The organism is Tepidiforma thermophila (assembly GCF_002563855.1).
Classification (GTDB): domain Bacteria; phylum Chloroflexota; class Dehalococcoidia; order Tepidiformales; family Tepidiformaceae; genus Tepidiforma; species Tepidiforma thermophila.
The window spans coordinates 638,408-654,487 of sequence record NZ_PDJQ01000001.1 but is presented as its reverse complement, the minus strand read 5'-3'; the positions used below and the strand labels follow the sequence as shown (position 1 = coordinate 654,487).

The window sequence follows — 16,080 nt, the reverse complement described above, 5'->3', positions numbered from 1 at the left end:
GTCAATCGACCGGGGCGCTTTTGACGAGGATGACCGGCACCGGCGAGCGGCGGGCGACGCCGAGCGCCGTGCTCCCGGCGATGAGGTGGCGCCGGGCGCTGTGGCCGTGGGTGGCGCTGGCGATGGCGTCGGCGCCGAGCTCCTTCGCGGCCTCGATGATGGCGGTATCGATGCCCGCGCCCGGCGGCACGACCGGCAGGTGGCAGGCGACCTCCACGCCGGCCGGGATGCGCGGGCGGAGGGCTTCGAGCCCGGGGAGGGCACGCGCCTTCGCCTCGGGCTCGGTTTCGAGGGCGCGCATGACCACAACTTCGACGAGGGTGACCCTGACACGTCCGGGAAGGAGCAGGGGCGCGAGCGCGGGGAAGACGCTGCGGGCATCGGGCGAGCCGTCGGTGGTGACCAGAAGGTGGTAGGGACCTGCGTGCGGCATGACGGGCGGGCAGCCTGAGAGTGTCATGACGGGCAGGTCGGCCCGGCCGAGGACGCCCATGGTGACGCTGCCGAAGACGGCGTGGCGGATGGCGCCGGTCCCGCGGGAGGCCATGGCGACCAGGACAGCGCCGAGCTCATCGGCGGCGCGGTGGATGGCTGCGGGGACATCCTCGCCCCAGCGCCGCTCGATGACGAGCGGCTCGCCCTCGATCCCATGGTCCGCGAGGAGGGTGCGGAGCTCGGCTTCCCAGCGGGTTCGCACGCCGGAGACGGCCTCGGCGAGCCGCCCGGCGACGACGCCGGCCGCATCGGAGCGGGGATCGAGCACGCGGGCGAGATGGAGCCGGGCACCGACCGCGCGGGCGAGGGCGGCGGCGTGGGGGAGGATGCAGGCGGAGCGCTCGGAGCCGTCGGTGGTAACGAGGATGTTCATCGCGGCGATTGTAGGGGAGGCCGGGCGACGGGGCGCGGGCTCAGCGGCCGAGCTGCACCGGCTCGCGGGGGAGGTCGCCGCGGGCGAGGGCCGCGAAGAGGTCGGCGAAGTTGGCCGGGACGAGGCGCTCCGGCCAGCCGGCGAGCTCCTCGGGAGTGAACCAGCGGTACCGCTGGAGGAAGGCGCGCTCCTCAGCGAGGTGGCGGGAGGTATCGACCTCGAAGGCGGGGCAGCGGACGAGGTAGTACGCCTCGCGCTGGCGGATGAGCCGCTCGCCCCAGCGGAAGGACTGGTCGCGGACCCAGACGCAGGGGCCGATGTCGCAGGACTGGAGGCCGGTTTCTTCGAAGAGTTCGCGGCGGAGGGCATCGAGTTCGGTTTCGCCGGGTTCGAGGCCGCCGCCCGGGGTGATCCAGAAGACGCGGGTGGGGTCGCCCGGGGCGTGGATGCGGAAGAGGAGGGTGCGCCCGCGGTCATCGAGGATGACAGCGCGGGCGGCGAGCCGCGGCTGGAGGGTATCCATGGCAACAGGGTACGCCGGGCGGCGGTTAGGGGACGGGTGCGCGCTCGCGCCTGTGCGGGCTGGCTGGTATGCTCGGGGGCAGGCGCGGGGTGTAGCTCAGCCTGGAAGAGCGCTGCGTTCGGGTCGCAGAGGCCACAGGTTCAAATCCTGTCACCCCGACCAGTTTTGTTTTTCCGCGGGGCGAGTCGATGAGCGGGCCTCTCGTGGCCCCGGGAGAGCTGCGGACGGTCGCCGACCTGGCATTTCTGGGCGCGGACAGCCGGGCGGACGAGCTTGAGATTGACCTCCACGAGGTGAAGTGGGTTGCGCCGGCGGGCGTTGTGGCGCTGCTCGCCCAATGCCTGGGGGCGCAACGAGCCGGTCGCCGCGCTGCCGTCCGGCTGCCGCGCGATCCGGCCGTCCTTGCCTACTTCGACCGAATCGGAATGTACGACGAGCTGGTCGTGAACGGCTGGAGTGTTGCTCCCGGGGCGCGGGCGCCCGCCGCCTACCGGATCCATCACCACGTGCCGGTGATGCGCATCACCGACTTTGCCGAACTCGAGGAGATGGGCATCCGCCTGGAGGGGGTGCTGCGCGCGGCAGGGCTGGCAAGCCTCATCGAACCGATTTTCACCGTAGCATCGGAGCTGTCCGGGAACGCACGCGACCACGGCTCCGACTGCTACGCCGTCCTCCAGACCCACACCGGGCGGACCAGCGGCACGCCGGGGGTACACCTTGCAGTTGCGGACTTCGGCCCGGGCTTCGCAGCCAACCTGCGGCCCGTGCTCGGTGACCTGCCGCCCGAGGAATGCATTGCGCGGGCCTTCGAGGAGGGGATCACGTCACGCGCGGAGCCGTACCGCGGGTACGGGCTGCACCACGTTGCCCTGGCGATTGGAGCCATCCCCGGCGCCACACTCGACATCGCTTCCGGGGGCGGGCTCGTGAGCCTGTCTAATTCCCGGATGCAGGCCAGCCCGTTCGCCCACCTCCCGTTTACGGTTGCCAGTGCCTATTTTCCTGTACCATTGCTCGATACCGAGGTGGGCCATGGAGCTGCGCCTGAAAGATAGTGGCCGAACGTTCGCGACCAGGTGGCGGGCGCGGCAGATTCTTGAGGAGCTGCCGGAAGACGACGCCCCAGAAATCAGCGTGGCGCTCGACGAGATTGTCGCAAGCCCGTCGTTCCTCGCAGAGCTGTATGTGGGGCTGCTCGAGCGGTACGAGCGCGTCATCCTCCTCGGTCTGCCAGACCACCAGGCTTTGGCAGTTCGTGTGGCGGCAAGCATGGGGCTCGGCGACCGGGTTGTCGCTGCTGCCACGGCGGGCGGGTAAGCCTCCGTCTCTGCATCGTCGGTTCCCCGGGGCGGCTGTTATCCGCCGAATCACCGAACAGGTGATATGCTGCGGCCCTGATTTCCCAGGGGGAGCCCGCCATGCCCCGGTTTCGCGCCCTCGCCGCACTCGCCCTCGGTGCCGCCGTCATCCTGTTCGCTGCCGCCTGCGGCGGCGGTGACGGGCAGGCCCGGACGGAAGAAGGCCTCAAACGGGCCGTCCGGGAGGCTGCGGAAGGCCTGTTCAAGGGCGACTACCGGAAATGGTACGACTCCTACGCGAAGGAGTGCCGCGACCAGGTGGACTTCAAGGAGTTCGAATCGACCACCCGCCTCGGCGTCGTGTTCATCGAGCAGCTCGCGGGCGTGAAGCTGAAGGACTTCAAGGTCGCCGGCGTCGAGGTCCGCAACTTCACGAAGGACGGCGCGGAGGTCTCGGTCACGATCGAGGCGCCGAAGGCCGCCGAGGGGTTCGAGGACTTTGTCGGCGCCGGCGAGTTCGAACCCTGGAAGTGGGAGGACGGCCGCTGGGTCGCAGCCGATTGCTCGGGGCTCGCCGGCGGCAGCGGCGACGATTTCGGCGACAGCGGGCCCGCGCCGACCGTTCCGCCGCCCGGGTCGGGGCCGAAGCTCGGTGAGACCGTCGAGGCCGGCAAGGCGCGGGTCACGGTCCACGCGGTTGAGGACCCCGCGCGCGCACCGGACGCCGTGGTCGAACCGGGCCGCCGGCTCGTCGCCATCGAGGTCAGCATCGAGGCGGCGAAGGGGAGCGTGTCGGTCGCGACCTTCGACTTCACGGTCCAGGACGAGAAGGGCTACACCTACGACCCGGCGTTCTTCGGCCGCGAGCCGGCGCTGAAGATGACCGACCTCGCCCAGGGGCGGACGATCCGCGGTTGGGTGACCTTTGATGTGCCGAAGGACGCGAAGCTGGTGGCGGTCTACGCAGACCTCGACTTCCCGAAGCCGGAGACGCTGGTCGCCGACCTGACCCGGAAGTAGCGAGCGGGGGTGGCAGCGTTCATGCGGCCGGAGTAGCCTTGCCCCGATGTCGAAGCCGCCGGCCATCATCGCCATCGACCTGCCCGCCGGGCTGCTCGAAGACCTGCGCCGCTCGGTGACGCCGATCGTGACGGGCAGCGACCCGGCGGCGATCGCCGAGGCGCTGCCGCGGGCGGAGGGGATCCTCTGCAGCGCGCTCTTCCCGCTGCCGGCGGAGACGCTCGACCGTGCGCCGCGGCTGCGGGTGATTTCGAACTTCGGCGTGGGCTACAACAACGTCGACCTCGAGGCGGCCACGGCCCGCGGCATCGCCGTCTGCAACACCCCGGGGGTGCTGAGCGGCGCGGTGGCCGACCTGACGATGGCGCTCATCCTGGCGATCGCCCGGCGGCTGTTCGCGAACGCTGCGTATGTGCGGGCGGGCGGCTGGAGCCGGCGCGAACCGCCGCCGCCGCTGGGGTGGGACCCGGCCGGCAAGACCCTCGGCATCATCGGTTTCGGGCGGATCGGACAGGCCGTGGCCCTGCGCGCGCAGGCGTTCGGGATGGAAGTGGTCTACCACGACCTCGTCAACGAGCCGGTCGAAGGGCTGGAGGACTGCCGCCCGGTTCCGCTCGAGGAGCTGCTGGAACTCTCCGACGTGGTGACGCTCCACGTGAACCTTGACCCGTCGACGCACCACCTCATCGGCGCGCGAGAGCTGGCGCTGATGAAGCCGACGGCGTGGCTCATCAACACCTCGCGGGGGCAGGTGGTCGACCAGCAGGCCCTGGCGGCCGCGCTGCGCGACGGGACGATCGCCGGGGCCGCGCTCGATGTGCTCGACCCGGAGCCGCCCGCGCCGGACGAACCGCTGCTCGCGATGGAGAACGTCATCGTGCTGCCGCACGTGGGCTCGGCGACGGTGGAGACGCGGGCGGCGATGCGGGACATGGCCGTCCGGAACCTGGTGGCCGTGCTGACGGGGCGGACGCCGCCGTCGTGCGTCAATCCGTCGGTGCTGGAGCGGGCGGCAAGCCGCTGAAAGGAGCCGGGATGCGGACGAACACGGTGAAGGAGCGCTGGGCCCGGGGCGAGGTCACCTTCGGGGGCTGGCTTTCAATTGCGAACACGTTTACGGCCGAAATCATGGCCCACCAGGGGTTCGACTGGCTGTGCATCGATATGCAGCACGGCGTAGTTGATTACCAGGCAGCGGTGGCGATGCTGCAGGTCATCGGCGGGACGGAGACGGTGCCCTTCGTGCGGGTGCCCTGGAACGAGCCGGGGATCATCGGCAAGGTGCTCGATGCCGGTGCGATGGGCGTCATCATCCCGCTGGTGAACAGCCCGGAGGAGGCCCGCCAGGCGGTGGGCGCCTGCCGCTACTACCCGGAGGGGTACCGGAGCTTCGGCCCGACGCGCGCGGCCTACTACGCCGGGGCGGACTACTTCGCCGGGGCGAACCGGGAAGTGGCCTGCATCCCGATGATCGAGACGCAGCAGGCGCTCGAGCGGCTGGAAGAGATCCTCGCGGTGCCGGGCATCGATGCGGTCTACGTGGGGCCGGCCGACCTGAGCATCACGCTCGGGCTGCCGCCGCGGATGGACAACGAGGGCGCCTTCGAAGCGGCCCGGCTGCGGATTGCGGCCGCCTGCCGGGAGCGCGGCATCGTCGCGGGCATCCACGCGAACGCGGCACTGGCGGCGAAACACGCGGCGGCGGGCTTCCAGATGATCACCGTGTGCGGCGATGCGGGGGCGCTCGCGGCCCAGGCGGCAGCCGACCTCCGCCAGGCGCGCGGGAGCGCCGGGGGCGGGGGACGCTCCGTCTACGGCTGAGGCCGCGGAACTAGGGCGTCCTCGGGTGCGCCTTGAAGAACTCCCAGGCGATGTCGCTGGCGCTGATGGAGGTGGTCGTGGCGCCGAGCCGCGGGACCGGCACCGCGCCGGGCCAGGTGTGGCCGCCCCCTTCGACCCGGTAGTGCACCACGGGCGCCCGGCAGCCCTGGTACTCGACTTTCACGACGTCGGCGGCGATGCGGGTCTCCGCCGGCGGGGCATCGCTGCAGCCGTTGTGCTTCGCCCAGGCGTCGAGCACGGCGGCCACACCGGGGAAGGGCGTCCCCGAAACGGCGCCGGCGTTGATGGTCCCGGCCTGGTAGGGCACGACCGTATCGTCGGTGCCGTGGAAGAGGACCATGGGCACCGGGCGTTCGCCGCAGCCGGCGGCCGGGGCGGATTCGCCGGCCACCGGGGCGACCGCCGCGATGAGGTCCTGCGCGCGGCAGGCCAGGGTGGTCGACATGAAGCCGCCGTTCGACATGCCGGTGGCGTAGACGCGGGCGGGGTCGAGGCAGAGTTCGTTGCCGAGCGCGGCGACAAGGTCGTAGACGAACTGGATGTCATCGAGACCGGCGGCGATGAGCCAGGAGTTCTGGACGCCGTTGGGGCTGGCGACGACGAAGCCTTCGCGCTGGGCGATGGGCACCCAGCCGCCGTAGATGTGCTGCTGGGCGCCGGTGCTGCCGAGCCCGTGGAAGTTGAGGACGAGCGGCATCGGCTCGGCCGCCGGGCCGGCCGAGGGCGGGAGGTAGACGAGGTAGGTGCGGGTGCGCCCGGCGGACTGGAGAGTGCGGGAGACCGTCTCGCCCGCCTTGAGGTCGGCGGGCAGGGGCTGGCGGCAGCCCGGGGTGCCGCGGAGGGCGGGCGCAGGGTTTGGGGAGGGGGACGGCGCGGGCGTGGGTGCGGCCGGGGCCTCGGTGGGCGAGCGTGCGGGTGCGGCCGGCTCGTCGGCGCCGGTGCAGGCGCCGAGGGAGATGCCGAGCGCCACGAGCAGCAGGGCGAGGAAGGCCAGGAGGCGGGCGCGGCGAGCCATGTGCCAGATAGTACGGCGGAATGGCGCGATGCAGCAGGGGGCACACGCGTGCAACACGGGTGCTCTCCATGCTGCGCCCCGGGGTTGTTAATGTCCGCTCTAGAATCTGTCCGCGATGTCCGCCGCAATCGAAGCCCGCGATGTCGTAAAGCGGTACGGAGCGCTGGAGGCGGTCGCGGGCGTGTCGCTGGAGGTGCCGGCCGGGGAGGTGTTCGCCCTGCTCGGCCCGAATGGGGCGGGCAAGACGACATTCGTCGAGATTCTCGAAGGGTTCCGGCGGCGGACGGCGGGGGAGGTGCGGGTGCTCGGCACGGACCCGGAGGCGGGCGGGCTCGCGTGGCGGGTGCGGGTCGGCGTCGTCTTTCAGTCGGCGGGGTATTTCGATGCCCTCACCCCGCGGGAACTGCTGCGCCACTTCGCCGGGTTCTACCCGGACCCGCTCGACCCGGACACAGCGATTGCGATGGTCGGCCTGGAGGAGAAGCGGAATACCCGGATTGGGAAGCTCTCAGGCGGCCAGAAACGGCGGGCTGACCTGGCGCTCGGGCTGATCGGGGACCCGGAGCTGCTCTTCCTCGACGAGCCGACGACGGGTCTGGACCCTGAGGGCCGGCGGCAGGCCTGGGCGGTCATCAAGGAGTTCGCCGCCCGCGGCCGAACCGTCCTGCTCACGACCCACTACCTCGACGAAGCGGAGGAGCTGGCCGACCGGGTGGGGATCATCGTGCGGGGCCGAATCGTGGAGCTCGGCCCGCCGCATACGATCGGCGGCCGGGAGCGGGAGCTGGCGCGCGTCACGATCGACCCGCCCCCCGGGCTTCCGCCGCCGCCGGGCGACTGGGAAGCCCACGCCGATGGCCGCCTGGAGCTGCTGACGCCGGAGCCGACGGCCGTCGTCGTCGCGCTCGCGCGGTGGGCGGAGGCGCAGGGCTGCGGGGAGGTGCCGGGGCTTGAGGTGCGCCGGCCGACGCTGGAGGACATCTACCTGCGGCTGGTCCGGGAACACGGCGGCAATGGCGAGTCGGCGGGATGAGCGGGCGGACACCCGGACCGCGCACCTTCGCGCCGAACTCGCCGGCCCGGCTGGCGCGCCTCGGGGCGAGCCGGGTCGGGATTGAGCTGGTCGGCTTCTTCCGCTCAACCGACCAGGTCTTCTTCACGTTCCTGCTGCCGGTCCTGTTCGTGGTGGTGTTCTCGACAGTGTTTTCTGGCGACCTGCCGGGGCCGCCCGGGCGGGGGACGGTGCCGTTCGCGCAGTACTTCGTACCGGGGATGATCGCCGCAGGGGTGATGAGCGCCGGCTTCGCGGGGCTGGCGATCGGCATCGCGATCGAGCAGCACGACGGCCTGCTGCGGCGGCTTTCGGCGACGCCGCTGCCGCGCACGGCGTACTTCATCGGCAAGGTGGGGCTGGCGATCACGACGGCGGTGCTGATGGTCGCGATCATCCTGGCGATCGGTATGACCTTCTACGGGGTATCGCCGCCGCGGGACGCGGGGCGGTGGGCGGTGTTCGCAGCGGTGCTGTTCCTCGGCGTGGGCTCGTGCAGCCTGCTCGGGATTGCGTACACGCGGCTAATCCGGAGTTCGACGGCGGCTCCGGCGGTGGTGCAGCCGCCGTACCTCGTTCTCCAGTTCATCAGCGGCGTGTTCATCCAGTACTCATCGGTTCCGGGGTGGCTGCAGGCGGTCGCGAGCGTTTTTCCGCTGAAGTGGATGGCGCAGGGTTTCCGCTACGTGTTCCTGCCGGAGTGGGTGGCGGCGGTGGATTACGGCGGCAGCTGGGAGATTGAGCGGGTCCTGGCGGTGCTGGCGGCGTGGTTCGTCGGTGCGGGCCTGCTGGCGCGGCTGGCGTTCCGCTGGGACCGTTCGCGGGGGTAGGGGGTAAGAGGCCGCGAGGCGCTTCACCGCGATGGGCGCCTCGTGTAGCGTGCACGGCACAGAATTCTCCCGGGCGCACGGTGCCCGGACGGAGGTGCGGGCGCGATGAAGTTCGAAGACGTGCGGAAGGTGGGCTGCCTCGGCGGCGGCGTGATGGGCGGCGGCATCGCCCAGGTGTTCGCGGCCGCCGGCTACGACGTGGTGGTGCGCGATATCAGCGACGAGGCGATCGCGAAAACGCGCTCCGCCATCGAAGACGGCAAGTGGGGCCTCAAGCGGGCCGTGGAGCGCGGCAAGCTCGGGTTCGACGACGCGGTCGCGGCGATGGCTCGCATCGCCTACACGACGGAGCTCGCGCCGCTGGCGGACTGCGACATCATCATCGAGGCGATCCCGGAGAACCTGGAGCTGAAGCAGCGCGTCTTCCAGGAGCTCGACGGTCTGGTGAAGCCGGAAGCGATCTTCGCGACCAACACGAGCGGCTTCTGCATCCAGGACGTCGCGCGGGACGTTTCGGAGGCGCGCAAGGAGCGGTTCATCGGCATGCACTTCTCCAACCCGGTGAGCGTGATGCGGATGTGCGAGGTGGTGTGGACGCCGCAGAACAGCGAGGAGGTGATCGCGACAGTGCGGCGGCTGGCGGAGGCGGCCGGGAAGGAGGTCTCGATGGTGAAGGACACGCCGGGGACCTACGGGTTCATCCTGAACCGGGTGTTCGCCGCGGCTGCGCGCGAGGCCCGCGCCATCGTGGAGGCGGGCATCGCGACGAAAGAGGACGTCGACAAAGCGATGATCACCGGCCGGAACTGGCCGTCCGGCTTTTTCGGCGGCCGGGGCGGCATCGGCAGGGAGTGGTAGCCGGGCCGAAGGCTACTGCGCGGCGGCGACGCCCAGCTCCGCGAGGAGCTTGCGGACCCGCTGCTCGATGTCTTCGACGATGGCCTCGACGACCTCGCGGGGCTGGCCGGCCGGGTCGGGCACCTCCCAGTCCATGTAGCGCTTGCCGGGGTAGATGGGGCAGGCGTCGCCGCAGCCCATGGTGATGACGACATCGGCCGCGCGGACGACTTCGTCGCTGAGCGGCTTGGGGAACTCCTCGGAGAGGTCGATGCCGCGCTCGGCGAGGACCTCGACGACGGCGGGGTTGATTTCGTCGGCCGGGTCGGAGCCGGCGGAGCGGACGCTGACGGCGCCGCCGCTGAGCCGCGCGGTGAGCGCGGCGGCAATCTGCGAGCGGCCGGCGTTGTGGACGCAGACGTAGAGGACTTCGGGCCGGTCCTTGGCGATCAGCCCCTCGGCCTGGGCGAGGGCGCGGAGCCGCTCGCGGCTGTAGCGGTGGACGAAGACGGGCACGAAATCGAGCAGGCGGGCGCGCCCCCGGATGGCATCGAACGATTCGGTGACGTACCGCTCGACCGTTTCGGGGGAGAAGATCCCGGCGAACTCGCGGGCGAGGGCTTCGGCTTCGCGGCGGACGCGGGCGCGGAGTTCACCCTCTTCGGCGGGGGTCAGCTGGAGTGCGGCCATGGTCAGCTCCTTCCTGGTGGCGGCGGCCCCGGGGGCGAGCCGGGGCGGATGAGTTCGAAGGCGAGGGCGCCGAGCAGCGCGCCGGCGATCGGCCCAAGCCAGTACACCCAGTGGGCATGCCACGCGCCGGAGGCCACCGCCGGGCCGAACGAGCGCGCGGGGTTCATGGAGGCGTTCGCGACCGGGCCCCAGCCCGTGGCGGCCATGGCGACGTAGCCGCCGATCGCGATGGCGGCGAGGGCGCCCTGCGCGCGGGCATCGGTGGCGACCGAGAAGACGACCAGGGCGAGGAAGAAGGTGAGCACGACTTCGGAGACGAGGGCGGCGTCGGTCCCGCCGAGGCGGGGAAGGCTGGCGCCGGCATCGGCGTAGTCGCCGACGATGGCGACGATGGCGAGCCCGGCGAGTGCAGCCCCGGCGAGCTGGGCGGCGATGTAGCCGAGCGCTGCCGCCGGGCCGATCCGCCGGCGCGCGGCGAAGGCGAGCGTGATCGCCGGGTTGATATGGCAGCCAGAGATGTGGCCGAGCGCGAAGATCATCGCCATCACGATGAGCCCGAAGCTGAGCCCAATGCCGACGCCGCTGACGGCGCCGCCAGAGGCCGCATCGACCGCGATGGCGCCGGGGCCGGCGAAAACGAGGGCGAACGTGCCAAGCGCCTCGGCGAGGTACGGTGCGGCCTGCTCACGGGACATCCGGGGCGATGCTCCAAGTGCGTGATTAACGGGAGATTAGCGCGCCGCCCGCGCCGGCGCGCCGGCGGACGTGTCGTAGGATGAGGGCGTGATTACCCGCGAGGACCTCGTGAAGTACGTGGTGAACGTGCAGGCGCGGACGTACGAGGCGTTCGAACGGCTGCGCGACGAGCACCTCGGGTGGCGGCCGGCGCCGGGCGAGTACACGGTGGCGGAGCTGGCGCTGCATATCGTCGCCAGCCGGCGGATGAACCTCGAGGCGGTCCTCAGCGGTCAGCCGCGCTACCCCGGCCACGAACCGCCGCCCGGGCTGACCGCCGACCGGCTGCGGGCGCTCTGCCTGCGCACGGGCAAGAAGACCGTCGCCGTGCTGACGACTGCCGACCTGGAGCGGACGATCGGCAACCTGGCGGGCGACCCGTTCCCGGCGTGGAAGCGGGTGCTCGGCGGGCTCGTTGAGCATGAGGTCCACCACCGGAGCCAGCTCTGCTCGTACCTCGCGGCGCTGGGGGTCGAGCCGCCGCCGCTGTTCGGGCTGCGGGTGGAGGAGCTGCCGCGCTGAAGCCCTCAGCCGGCGGTGTACCGGGCGATGAAGGCGCCGGCAGCCCGGACGGCTTCCTGCGCCTCGGGGAGCATGCCGAACAGCTGGAAGACGTGGAAGAGGTCGCGCCAGGGCTCGAAGGTGACGGCGGTGCCGCCTTCGATCGCGCGGATGGCGAGCCGGACGGCGTCGTCGTAGAGGGTCTCGGCGGTGCCCACCTGGATGAGCAGCGGCGGCAGGCCGGCGAGGTCGGCGTGGATGGGTGAGGCGAGGGGGTGGCGCGGGTCCTGCCCGGCGAGGTACCAGTCGGCCATCTGCTGGATGCCGGGCCGGTGGACCATCGGGTCGATGGCGTCGCGTTCGTCCATGGAGGCGCCCTCGAGGGCGAGGTCGGCCCAGGGGGAGAAGGTGACGGCACAGGCAGGGAGCGGGTCGCCGGCATCGCGGAGGGCGACGAGAGCGGCGACGGTCAGCCCGCCCCCGGCGGAGTCGCCGGCGATGGCGATGCGGCCGGGCGCGATGCCCTGCCCGAGGAGCCAGCGGTAGGCGGCAACCGCATCCTCGACGGCCGCGGGGAAGGGGTGCTCGGGGGCGAGGCGGTAGTCGAGGGCGAGGCCGGCCGCACCGGAGGCGGCCGAGAGGCGGGAGACGACGCCCCGGTGGGTGGCGATCGACCCGATCACATACCCGCCGCCGTGGAGGTAGAGGATGGCGCGGTCGCGGCTGGCACCGGGACCGGTGATCCACTCGGCGGGGACGCCGGCGGCATCGACCGGCTCAGATACCGTTCCCGGCTCGGGGCCGCCGAGGACGGCCATGCTCTCCATGTTGGCGCGGAGCTGCTCGACGGACGGGGACTCGAGGGGCGCGGGAGCAGCGCGGAACATGGCGGCCAGCTGCTCGGCTTCGGGGCTCGGCATGGGGCAATCCTCCAGTGCGCAGGTGCGTGGAGCATAACGGTTTGGGGTGCGGCGTGTGCGGGCCGGGTCACCGCCGGGCCGGCGGCGCGCCCCGGGCATAGGCGGCGATCGCGGACGTTGCGAGCGCCGCCAGCAGGGCCGAGACGAGGAAGGCAGCCTCCGCGCCCCAGCGGCCGACGACGAACCCGCCGAGCGCGGGGCCGAGGGCCAGCGCCAGCCCGCTGAGCGCGACGGAGAGGCCGATCAGGGTGCCGCGGTGGCTTTCGGGGGCGAGGTCCATCACCGCCGCGTTCCATGCCGGCACGGTGAGGACGTTGCCGGCGAAGACGAGGGTCGCTGCACCCATCGCGACGGGCAGGCTGGCCGTCGCCGCCAGCACCAGGAGGCCGGCGACGAGGCAGAGCTGCCCCGCGGCGAACGGCTTCCAGCGGCCGAACCGGTCGGCGAGGTCGCCGGCCGGGATGTAGAGGAGCGCGCCGACCGCCACGGCAGGGACCAGTGCGAGGGTGAGCCGCGAGAAGGTGACCCCGAGCTCCCGTTCGCCATAGGGGCGAATGGCCGGCACGAGCATGGCGAGGGCGATGCTGGCGAGGAGGATGAGCCCGGCGAGGGCGGCAACCCTGCCGGTCAGCACCGCGCGGAGCGGCGGCCGGGCCGGGCCATCGACCCGGCGGAAGAGCGACCCTCCGCGGTAGTTCGGGATGCCGAGGAGAGCGGCGGCGAAGGCGAGCCCGACGCTCACCGCGGCGGCGCCGAAGAGCTCGCGGCCGCCGGCGTGGTCGACGATGAATGCGCCGCCGAGGGCGCCGATGCCAAATCCGGCGAGCTGGGCGAGGTTCAGGAAGCCGATGACTTTGCCGCGCCGGTCGACCGGGTAGAGGTCGGCGGCGATGGCGTAGGCCGCAGGCCAGAGGAAGGCCGTGGCGGCGCCGAGCATGGCGGCGAAGGCGAGGTAGGCCCGCGCGTCGCGCACGGCGCCCATGAGGGCGATGGCGGGGAGCATGAGGAGGAAGCCGAACAGGAGCCCGGCGCGCCGCTCGACGCGGTCGGCGAGGGCGCCGGTCGGCGTTTCGAGGAGGAAGCGGGCCGCGCCGTAGGCGGCGAGCAGGTAGCCGCCCCAGGCATCGGAGGTGTCGAGCTCGCGGGGGACCCACTCCTGGAATGCGGCGAAGAGGATGATGCCGAGGGCGCCCTGGACGAGCAGGATGGCGAGGGCGAGCGGCAGCGGGTAGCGCCGGAACCCGGGCGGGAGGCTGCCGTCCATCGCCTTCGAGCCTACGGCCGGCGGGCGGAACGGACGACCGCGGGCGCGGCCCCGGCGCTCAGGGGATCTTCGCCTCGGCCTTGAGGACGGCCAGGATGGCGCGGGCCGCCCGTTCGCCGCCGGCGCGGACGAGGTGGACGCCGTCGGGGTGGCGCATCTCCTTCACCTGGCCGTCATCATCGGCGAGGTAGGCATCGTAGCCGCCGGAGGGGGTCGTGAACAGCGGCCAGAGGTCGATGAACTGCACCCACGGGCGCTTTGCGGCCTCTTCGCGGTAGATGGCGTTGAGGGCGGCCATCCGTTCGCTGAACTCGGAGCTGCGCATGATGGGCTGGCCGACCCAGAGGACGAGCCGGTCCTGGCCGCCGAGGAGGTCCATCACGCCGGCGACGCGGCGGCGGTACTCGGCGGTCCAGCCCTCCTCGCCGGGCTGGAAGATCTTGCCGTCCGGCGTCTTGATGCCCTGGGAGTCGTTGGCGCCGAACATGACGATGAACACTTCGTAGCGGCCGGACTGGACGAGCTGGTTGAAATGACCTGGCCAGTCGAAGAAGTCGGGGCGGGTGAGGCCGCTGGAGAGCTGGGGGTCGTGGGTGGCGGCGATGACGCCGGTTTCGGCGGCCTGGCGGAGGAAGGCCTCGCCGAGCACCTTCACCATCGAGTCGCCGCCAATCCAGACGCGGAGGGGGTCGGCGGCGGTGGGGGTGCGGAGGCGCGGGCGGGGATCGGGCGTGGGCGTCGGCGTGGCGGCGGGCGTGCCGCGGCCTGGGGCCGGGGTGCGGGCTGGCGTGGCCGTTGCGGGCGGCGCAACACCCGGTTCTTCGCCGCCGGGCGCGGCCGGGAGCTCGAAGAGGTCGCCATCGCTGCGGCCGAGGGCGCGGTCGAGCAGGTTGCGCGGCTCATCGAGGAAGAAGGCCCGGCTGACGGCTGCGAAGGGCTTCCAAACGGCGAGCCAGAAGTCGCGTTCGCGGCCGTAGGGCATCCGCTCGGCGCCCTGTTCGAGGGCAGGGGCATTGAGGAGGACGGCGAGGAGGAGGCCGCCGACCATGACGCCGAAGACGCGCCGGGGCCGGGCGCCGAGGCGCTGGCGGGGGCTGTGCCGGGTTGCGCCGGACATCTGCTGGTGCTGCTCCATCGCGGCGGGCGGGGCCGCCGGCCGCTAGAACTGGAAGTAGATGAAGGGCGCCACGCCCTCCGGCCCGAGGGCATCGATCAGGACGAGCGCCACCGCCAGCATAGCCGCCTGTGCGGCAGGGGCGAGTTCAGAATAGGCGACTTCGAACCGGCGGAAGAGGTCCTTCGGAAGGAACTGGGCAGCGATCGACCCGGCGATGACGGCGGCCAGCAGCGGTGTGACGGCCGGGGAGGGCTCGCCCCAGGCGGTGGCGATACGGGTGATGACCTCCCAGGCGGCCCCGAACGTCTCGGCCCGGAAGAAGATCCAGGCGAAGCAGACCAGGTGGAAGGTGACGAACCAGCCGACGGCCTTCGCGGCCGCGCCGCGGAGCCAGCGGTTGCGTGCGCGGACCTCGCGCTCGAGAACGAGCCCGGCGCCGTGGATGGCGCCCCAGGCGACGAACGTCCAGGCGGCGCCGTGCCAGAGGCCGCCGAGCAGCATGGTGAGAAAGAGGTTGCGGTAGACGAACCACTTCGGGCCGCGGTTGCCGCCGAGGGGGATGTAGAGGTAGTCGCGCAGCCAGCGGCTCAGGGTCATGTGCCAGCGGCGCCAGAAGTCCTGGAGCGACCAGGCACGGTAGGGGCTGTCGAAGTTCTGCGGGAACTGGATGCCGAGGAGGAGGGCGCAGCCGATGGCGATATCGGTGTAGCCGCTGAAGTCGGCGAAGATCTGGACGGCGTAGGCGTAGACGCCGAACAGGTTTTCGAGTGCGCTGTGGCTGGCCGGGCTGGCGAAGACGGGGTCGGCGATCTCGCCGGCGAGGTAGGTGGAGATGACGACCTTCTTGAAGAGGCCGGCGACGATGAGGGTGAAGGCCGGGGCGGCATCGATGACCCGCTCGCGGAGGGGCGCGCGGATTTGCGGCGCGAACTCGGTGACCCGGACGATGGGACCGGCCACCAGGTGGGGGAAGAAGGAGAGGTAGAGCGCAAAGTCGAGCGGGGAGAGCGGCTCACAGTCGCCGCGGGCGATATCGACCAGGTAGCTGATGGCGTGGAAGGTGAAGAACGAGATGGCGACCGGCAGGGTGACCTGGAGGAGCGGGAGCGGGAGGTCGACGCCGAACCGCTCAATCAGCCCGGCGACATCCTCGACGAAGAAGCCGTAGTACTTGAACCAGCCGAGGGTGAGGAGGTTGGCGGCGATGCCGAAGCCGAGGAACCAGCGGCCGAAGCGGGTGAGCCCCTCGGGGGTGCGCATGGCGGCGAGGTCGCGGCCGACGGCCCAGTTGAAGGCGGTGGAGCCGATGAGCAGGAGGACGAACTTCGGCTCCCAGAAGCCGTAGAAGAACCAGCTCGCGGCGACGAGGAAGACGCGCCACCAGAAATGCCAGGGCCGGATCAGCCAGGCGATGGCGAAGACAACGACGAAGAAGACGGCGAAGTCGACGGTCGGGAAAAGCATGGCATCGGCCGGCGGGTGAGCCGCCCCGTCCTGCATTGTCGCCGCCTCGTCCGAAGCGGGCGACTGGCGGAAACTTTCGGCTGGCATCATCCGTTGTAGCGT

At 71.7% G+C, this 16,080-nt stretch carries 18 protein-coding genes and 1 tRNA gene; 10 read left to right on the top strand and 9 right to left on the bottom strand.

From position 1 onward, the window contains the following. Position 1: 1 nt before the first annotated feature. Positions 2-868 (bottom strand): universal stress protein, encoded by an 867-nt coding sequence (locus A9A59_RS03120; RefSeq protein WP_098502890.1) that lies wholly within the window; start codon positions 866-868, stop codon positions 2-4. A gap of 40 nt (positions 869-908) precedes the next feature. After that, positions 909-1,391 carry an NUDIX hydrolase gene (locus A9A59_RS03115; protein WP_098502889.1) on the bottom strand — a complete coding sequence of 161 codons (483 nt, stop codon included), beginning with the start codon at positions 1,389-1,391 and terminating at the stop codon, positions 909-911. Between the two features lie 85 nt (positions 1,392-1,476). Here A9A59_RS03115 and A9A59_RS03110 point away from each other — a divergent pair. The 6 genes from A9A59_RS03110 (at position 1,477) to A9A59_RS03085 (ending at position 5,533) form a co-directional block, all read left to right on the top strand. Next, positions 1,477-1,553 (top strand) — tRNA-Pro (locus A9A59_RS03110). Between the two features lie 26 nt (positions 1,554-1,579). Then, positions 1,580-2,449, top strand: a complete 870-nt coding sequence (locus A9A59_RS03105) for a hypothetical protein (protein WP_133117491.1) — start codon at positions 1,580-1,582, stop codon at positions 2,447-2,449. After that, positions 2,427-2,711: a hypothetical protein gene (locus A9A59_RS03100; RefSeq protein ID WP_098502887.1), complete on the top strand. Its 285-nt coding sequence runs from the start codon at positions 2,427-2,429 to the stop codon at positions 2,709-2,711. Before A9A59_RS03105 ends, A9A59_RS03100 begins: the two co-directional genes overlap by 23 nt. 101 nt (positions 2,712-2,812) lie before the next feature. Then, positions 2,813-3,712 carry a DUF4352 domain-containing protein gene (locus A9A59_RS03095; protein ID WP_098502886.1) on the top strand — a complete coding sequence of 300 codons (900 nt, stop codon included), beginning with the start codon at positions 2,813-2,815 and terminating at the stop codon, positions 3,710-3,712. 46 nt (positions 3,713-3,758) lie between these two features. Continuing rightward, a complete protein-coding gene (locus A9A59_RS03090; protein WP_098502885.1) occupies positions 3,759-4,736 on the top strand; it encodes a 2-hydroxyacid dehydrogenase in 978 nt (325 codons plus the stop codon). An 11-nt stretch (positions 4,737-4,747) separates the two neighbouring features. Beyond that, entirely contained in the window at positions 4,748-5,533 is a 786-nt protein-coding gene (locus A9A59_RS03085; RefSeq protein ID WP_098502884.1) for an HpcH/HpaI aldolase family protein, read from the top strand. A 10-nt stretch (positions 5,534-5,543) separates the two neighbouring features. Here A9A59_RS03085 and A9A59_RS03080 read toward each other — a convergent pair whose 3' ends face one another. Next, the gene (locus tag A9A59_RS03080) at positions 5,544-6,569 is read right to left on the bottom strand and encodes a CE1 family esterase (RefSeq protein WP_098502883.1); all 1,026 of its coding nucleotides are present in this window, start codon (positions 6,567-6,569) and stop codon (positions 5,544-5,546) included. A 115-nt stretch (positions 6,570-6,684) separates the two neighbouring features. Between A9A59_RS03080 and A9A59_RS03075 the strand changes: the two genes are divergently transcribed. The 3 genes from A9A59_RS03075 to A9A59_RS03065 all read left to right on the top strand — a co-directional run bounded on the left by A9A59_RS03075 (position 6,685) and on the right by A9A59_RS03065 (position 9,308). Beyond that, complete coding sequence (locus A9A59_RS03075; protein WP_098502882.1) at positions 6,685-7,602, top strand: ABC transporter ATP-binding protein; 918 nt, start codon at positions 6,685-6,687, stop codon at positions 7,600-7,602. After that, on the top strand, positions 7,599-8,450 hold the full coding sequence (locus tag A9A59_RS03070) for an ABC transporter permease (RefSeq protein WP_098502881.1): 852 nt from the start codon (positions 7,599-7,601) through the stop codon (positions 8,448-8,450). The genes A9A59_RS03075 and A9A59_RS03070 overlap by 4 nt, the downstream gene beginning before the upstream one ends. Positions 8,451-8,555: 105 nt before the next feature. Then, positions 8,556-9,308: a 3-hydroxyacyl-CoA dehydrogenase family protein gene (locus A9A59_RS03065; protein WP_098502880.1), complete on the top strand. Its 753-nt coding sequence runs from the start codon at positions 8,556-8,558 to the stop codon at positions 9,306-9,308. Positions 9,309-9,320: 12 nt separating this feature from the next. Here A9A59_RS03065 and A9A59_RS03060 read toward each other — a convergent pair whose 3' ends face one another. Both A9A59_RS03060 and A9A59_RS03055 read right to left on the bottom strand, forming a co-directional pair. After that, on the bottom strand, positions 9,321-9,977 hold the full coding sequence (locus A9A59_RS03060; RefSeq protein WP_098502879.1) for an arsenate-mycothiol transferase ArsC: 657 nt from the start codon (positions 9,975-9,977) through the stop codon (positions 9,321-9,323). Positions 9,978-9,979: 2 nt separating this feature from the next. After that, positions 9,980-10,672, bottom strand: coding sequence for an MIP/aquaporin family protein (locus A9A59_RS03055; RefSeq protein WP_098502878.1), 693 nt, complete (start codon positions 10,670-10,672; stop codon positions 9,980-9,982). Positions 10,673-10,760: 88 nt separating this feature from the next. On the opposite strand from A9A59_RS03055, the gene A9A59_RS03050 reads away from it, so the two are divergent. After that, positions 10,761-11,234: a DinB family protein gene (locus tag A9A59_RS03050; protein ID WP_098502877.1), complete on the top strand. Its 474-nt coding sequence runs from the start codon at positions 10,761-10,763 to the stop codon at positions 11,232-11,234. Positions 11,235-11,239: 5 nt separating this feature from the next. Here A9A59_RS03050 and A9A59_RS03045 read toward each other — a convergent pair whose 3' ends face one another. From A9A59_RS03045 to A9A59_RS03030, 4 genes are all read right to left on the bottom strand, one after another. Next, positions 11,240-12,133 carry an alpha/beta hydrolase gene (locus A9A59_RS03045; RefSeq protein ID WP_098502876.1) on the bottom strand — a complete coding sequence of 298 codons (894 nt, stop codon included), beginning with the start codon at positions 12,131-12,133 and terminating at the stop codon, positions 11,240-11,242. 67 nt (positions 12,134-12,200) lie between these two features. Beyond that, positions 12,201-13,397, bottom strand: coding sequence for an MFS transporter (locus tag A9A59_RS03040; protein WP_098502875.1), 1,197 nt, complete (start codon positions 13,395-13,397; stop codon positions 12,201-12,203). A 58-nt stretch (positions 13,398-13,455) separates the two neighbouring features. After that, complete coding sequence (locus A9A59_RS03035) at positions 13,456-14,514, bottom strand: SGNH/GDSL hydrolase family protein (RefSeq protein WP_165772464.1); 1,059 nt, start codon at positions 14,512-14,514, stop codon at positions 13,456-13,458. 42 nt (positions 14,515-14,556) lie between these two features. After that, positions 14,557-16,068: an MBOAT family O-acyltransferase gene (locus A9A59_RS03030; protein WP_278286767.1), complete on the bottom strand. Its 1,512-nt coding sequence runs from the start codon at positions 16,066-16,068 to the stop codon at positions 14,557-14,559. Positions 16,069-16,080 lie beyond the last annotated feature (12 nt).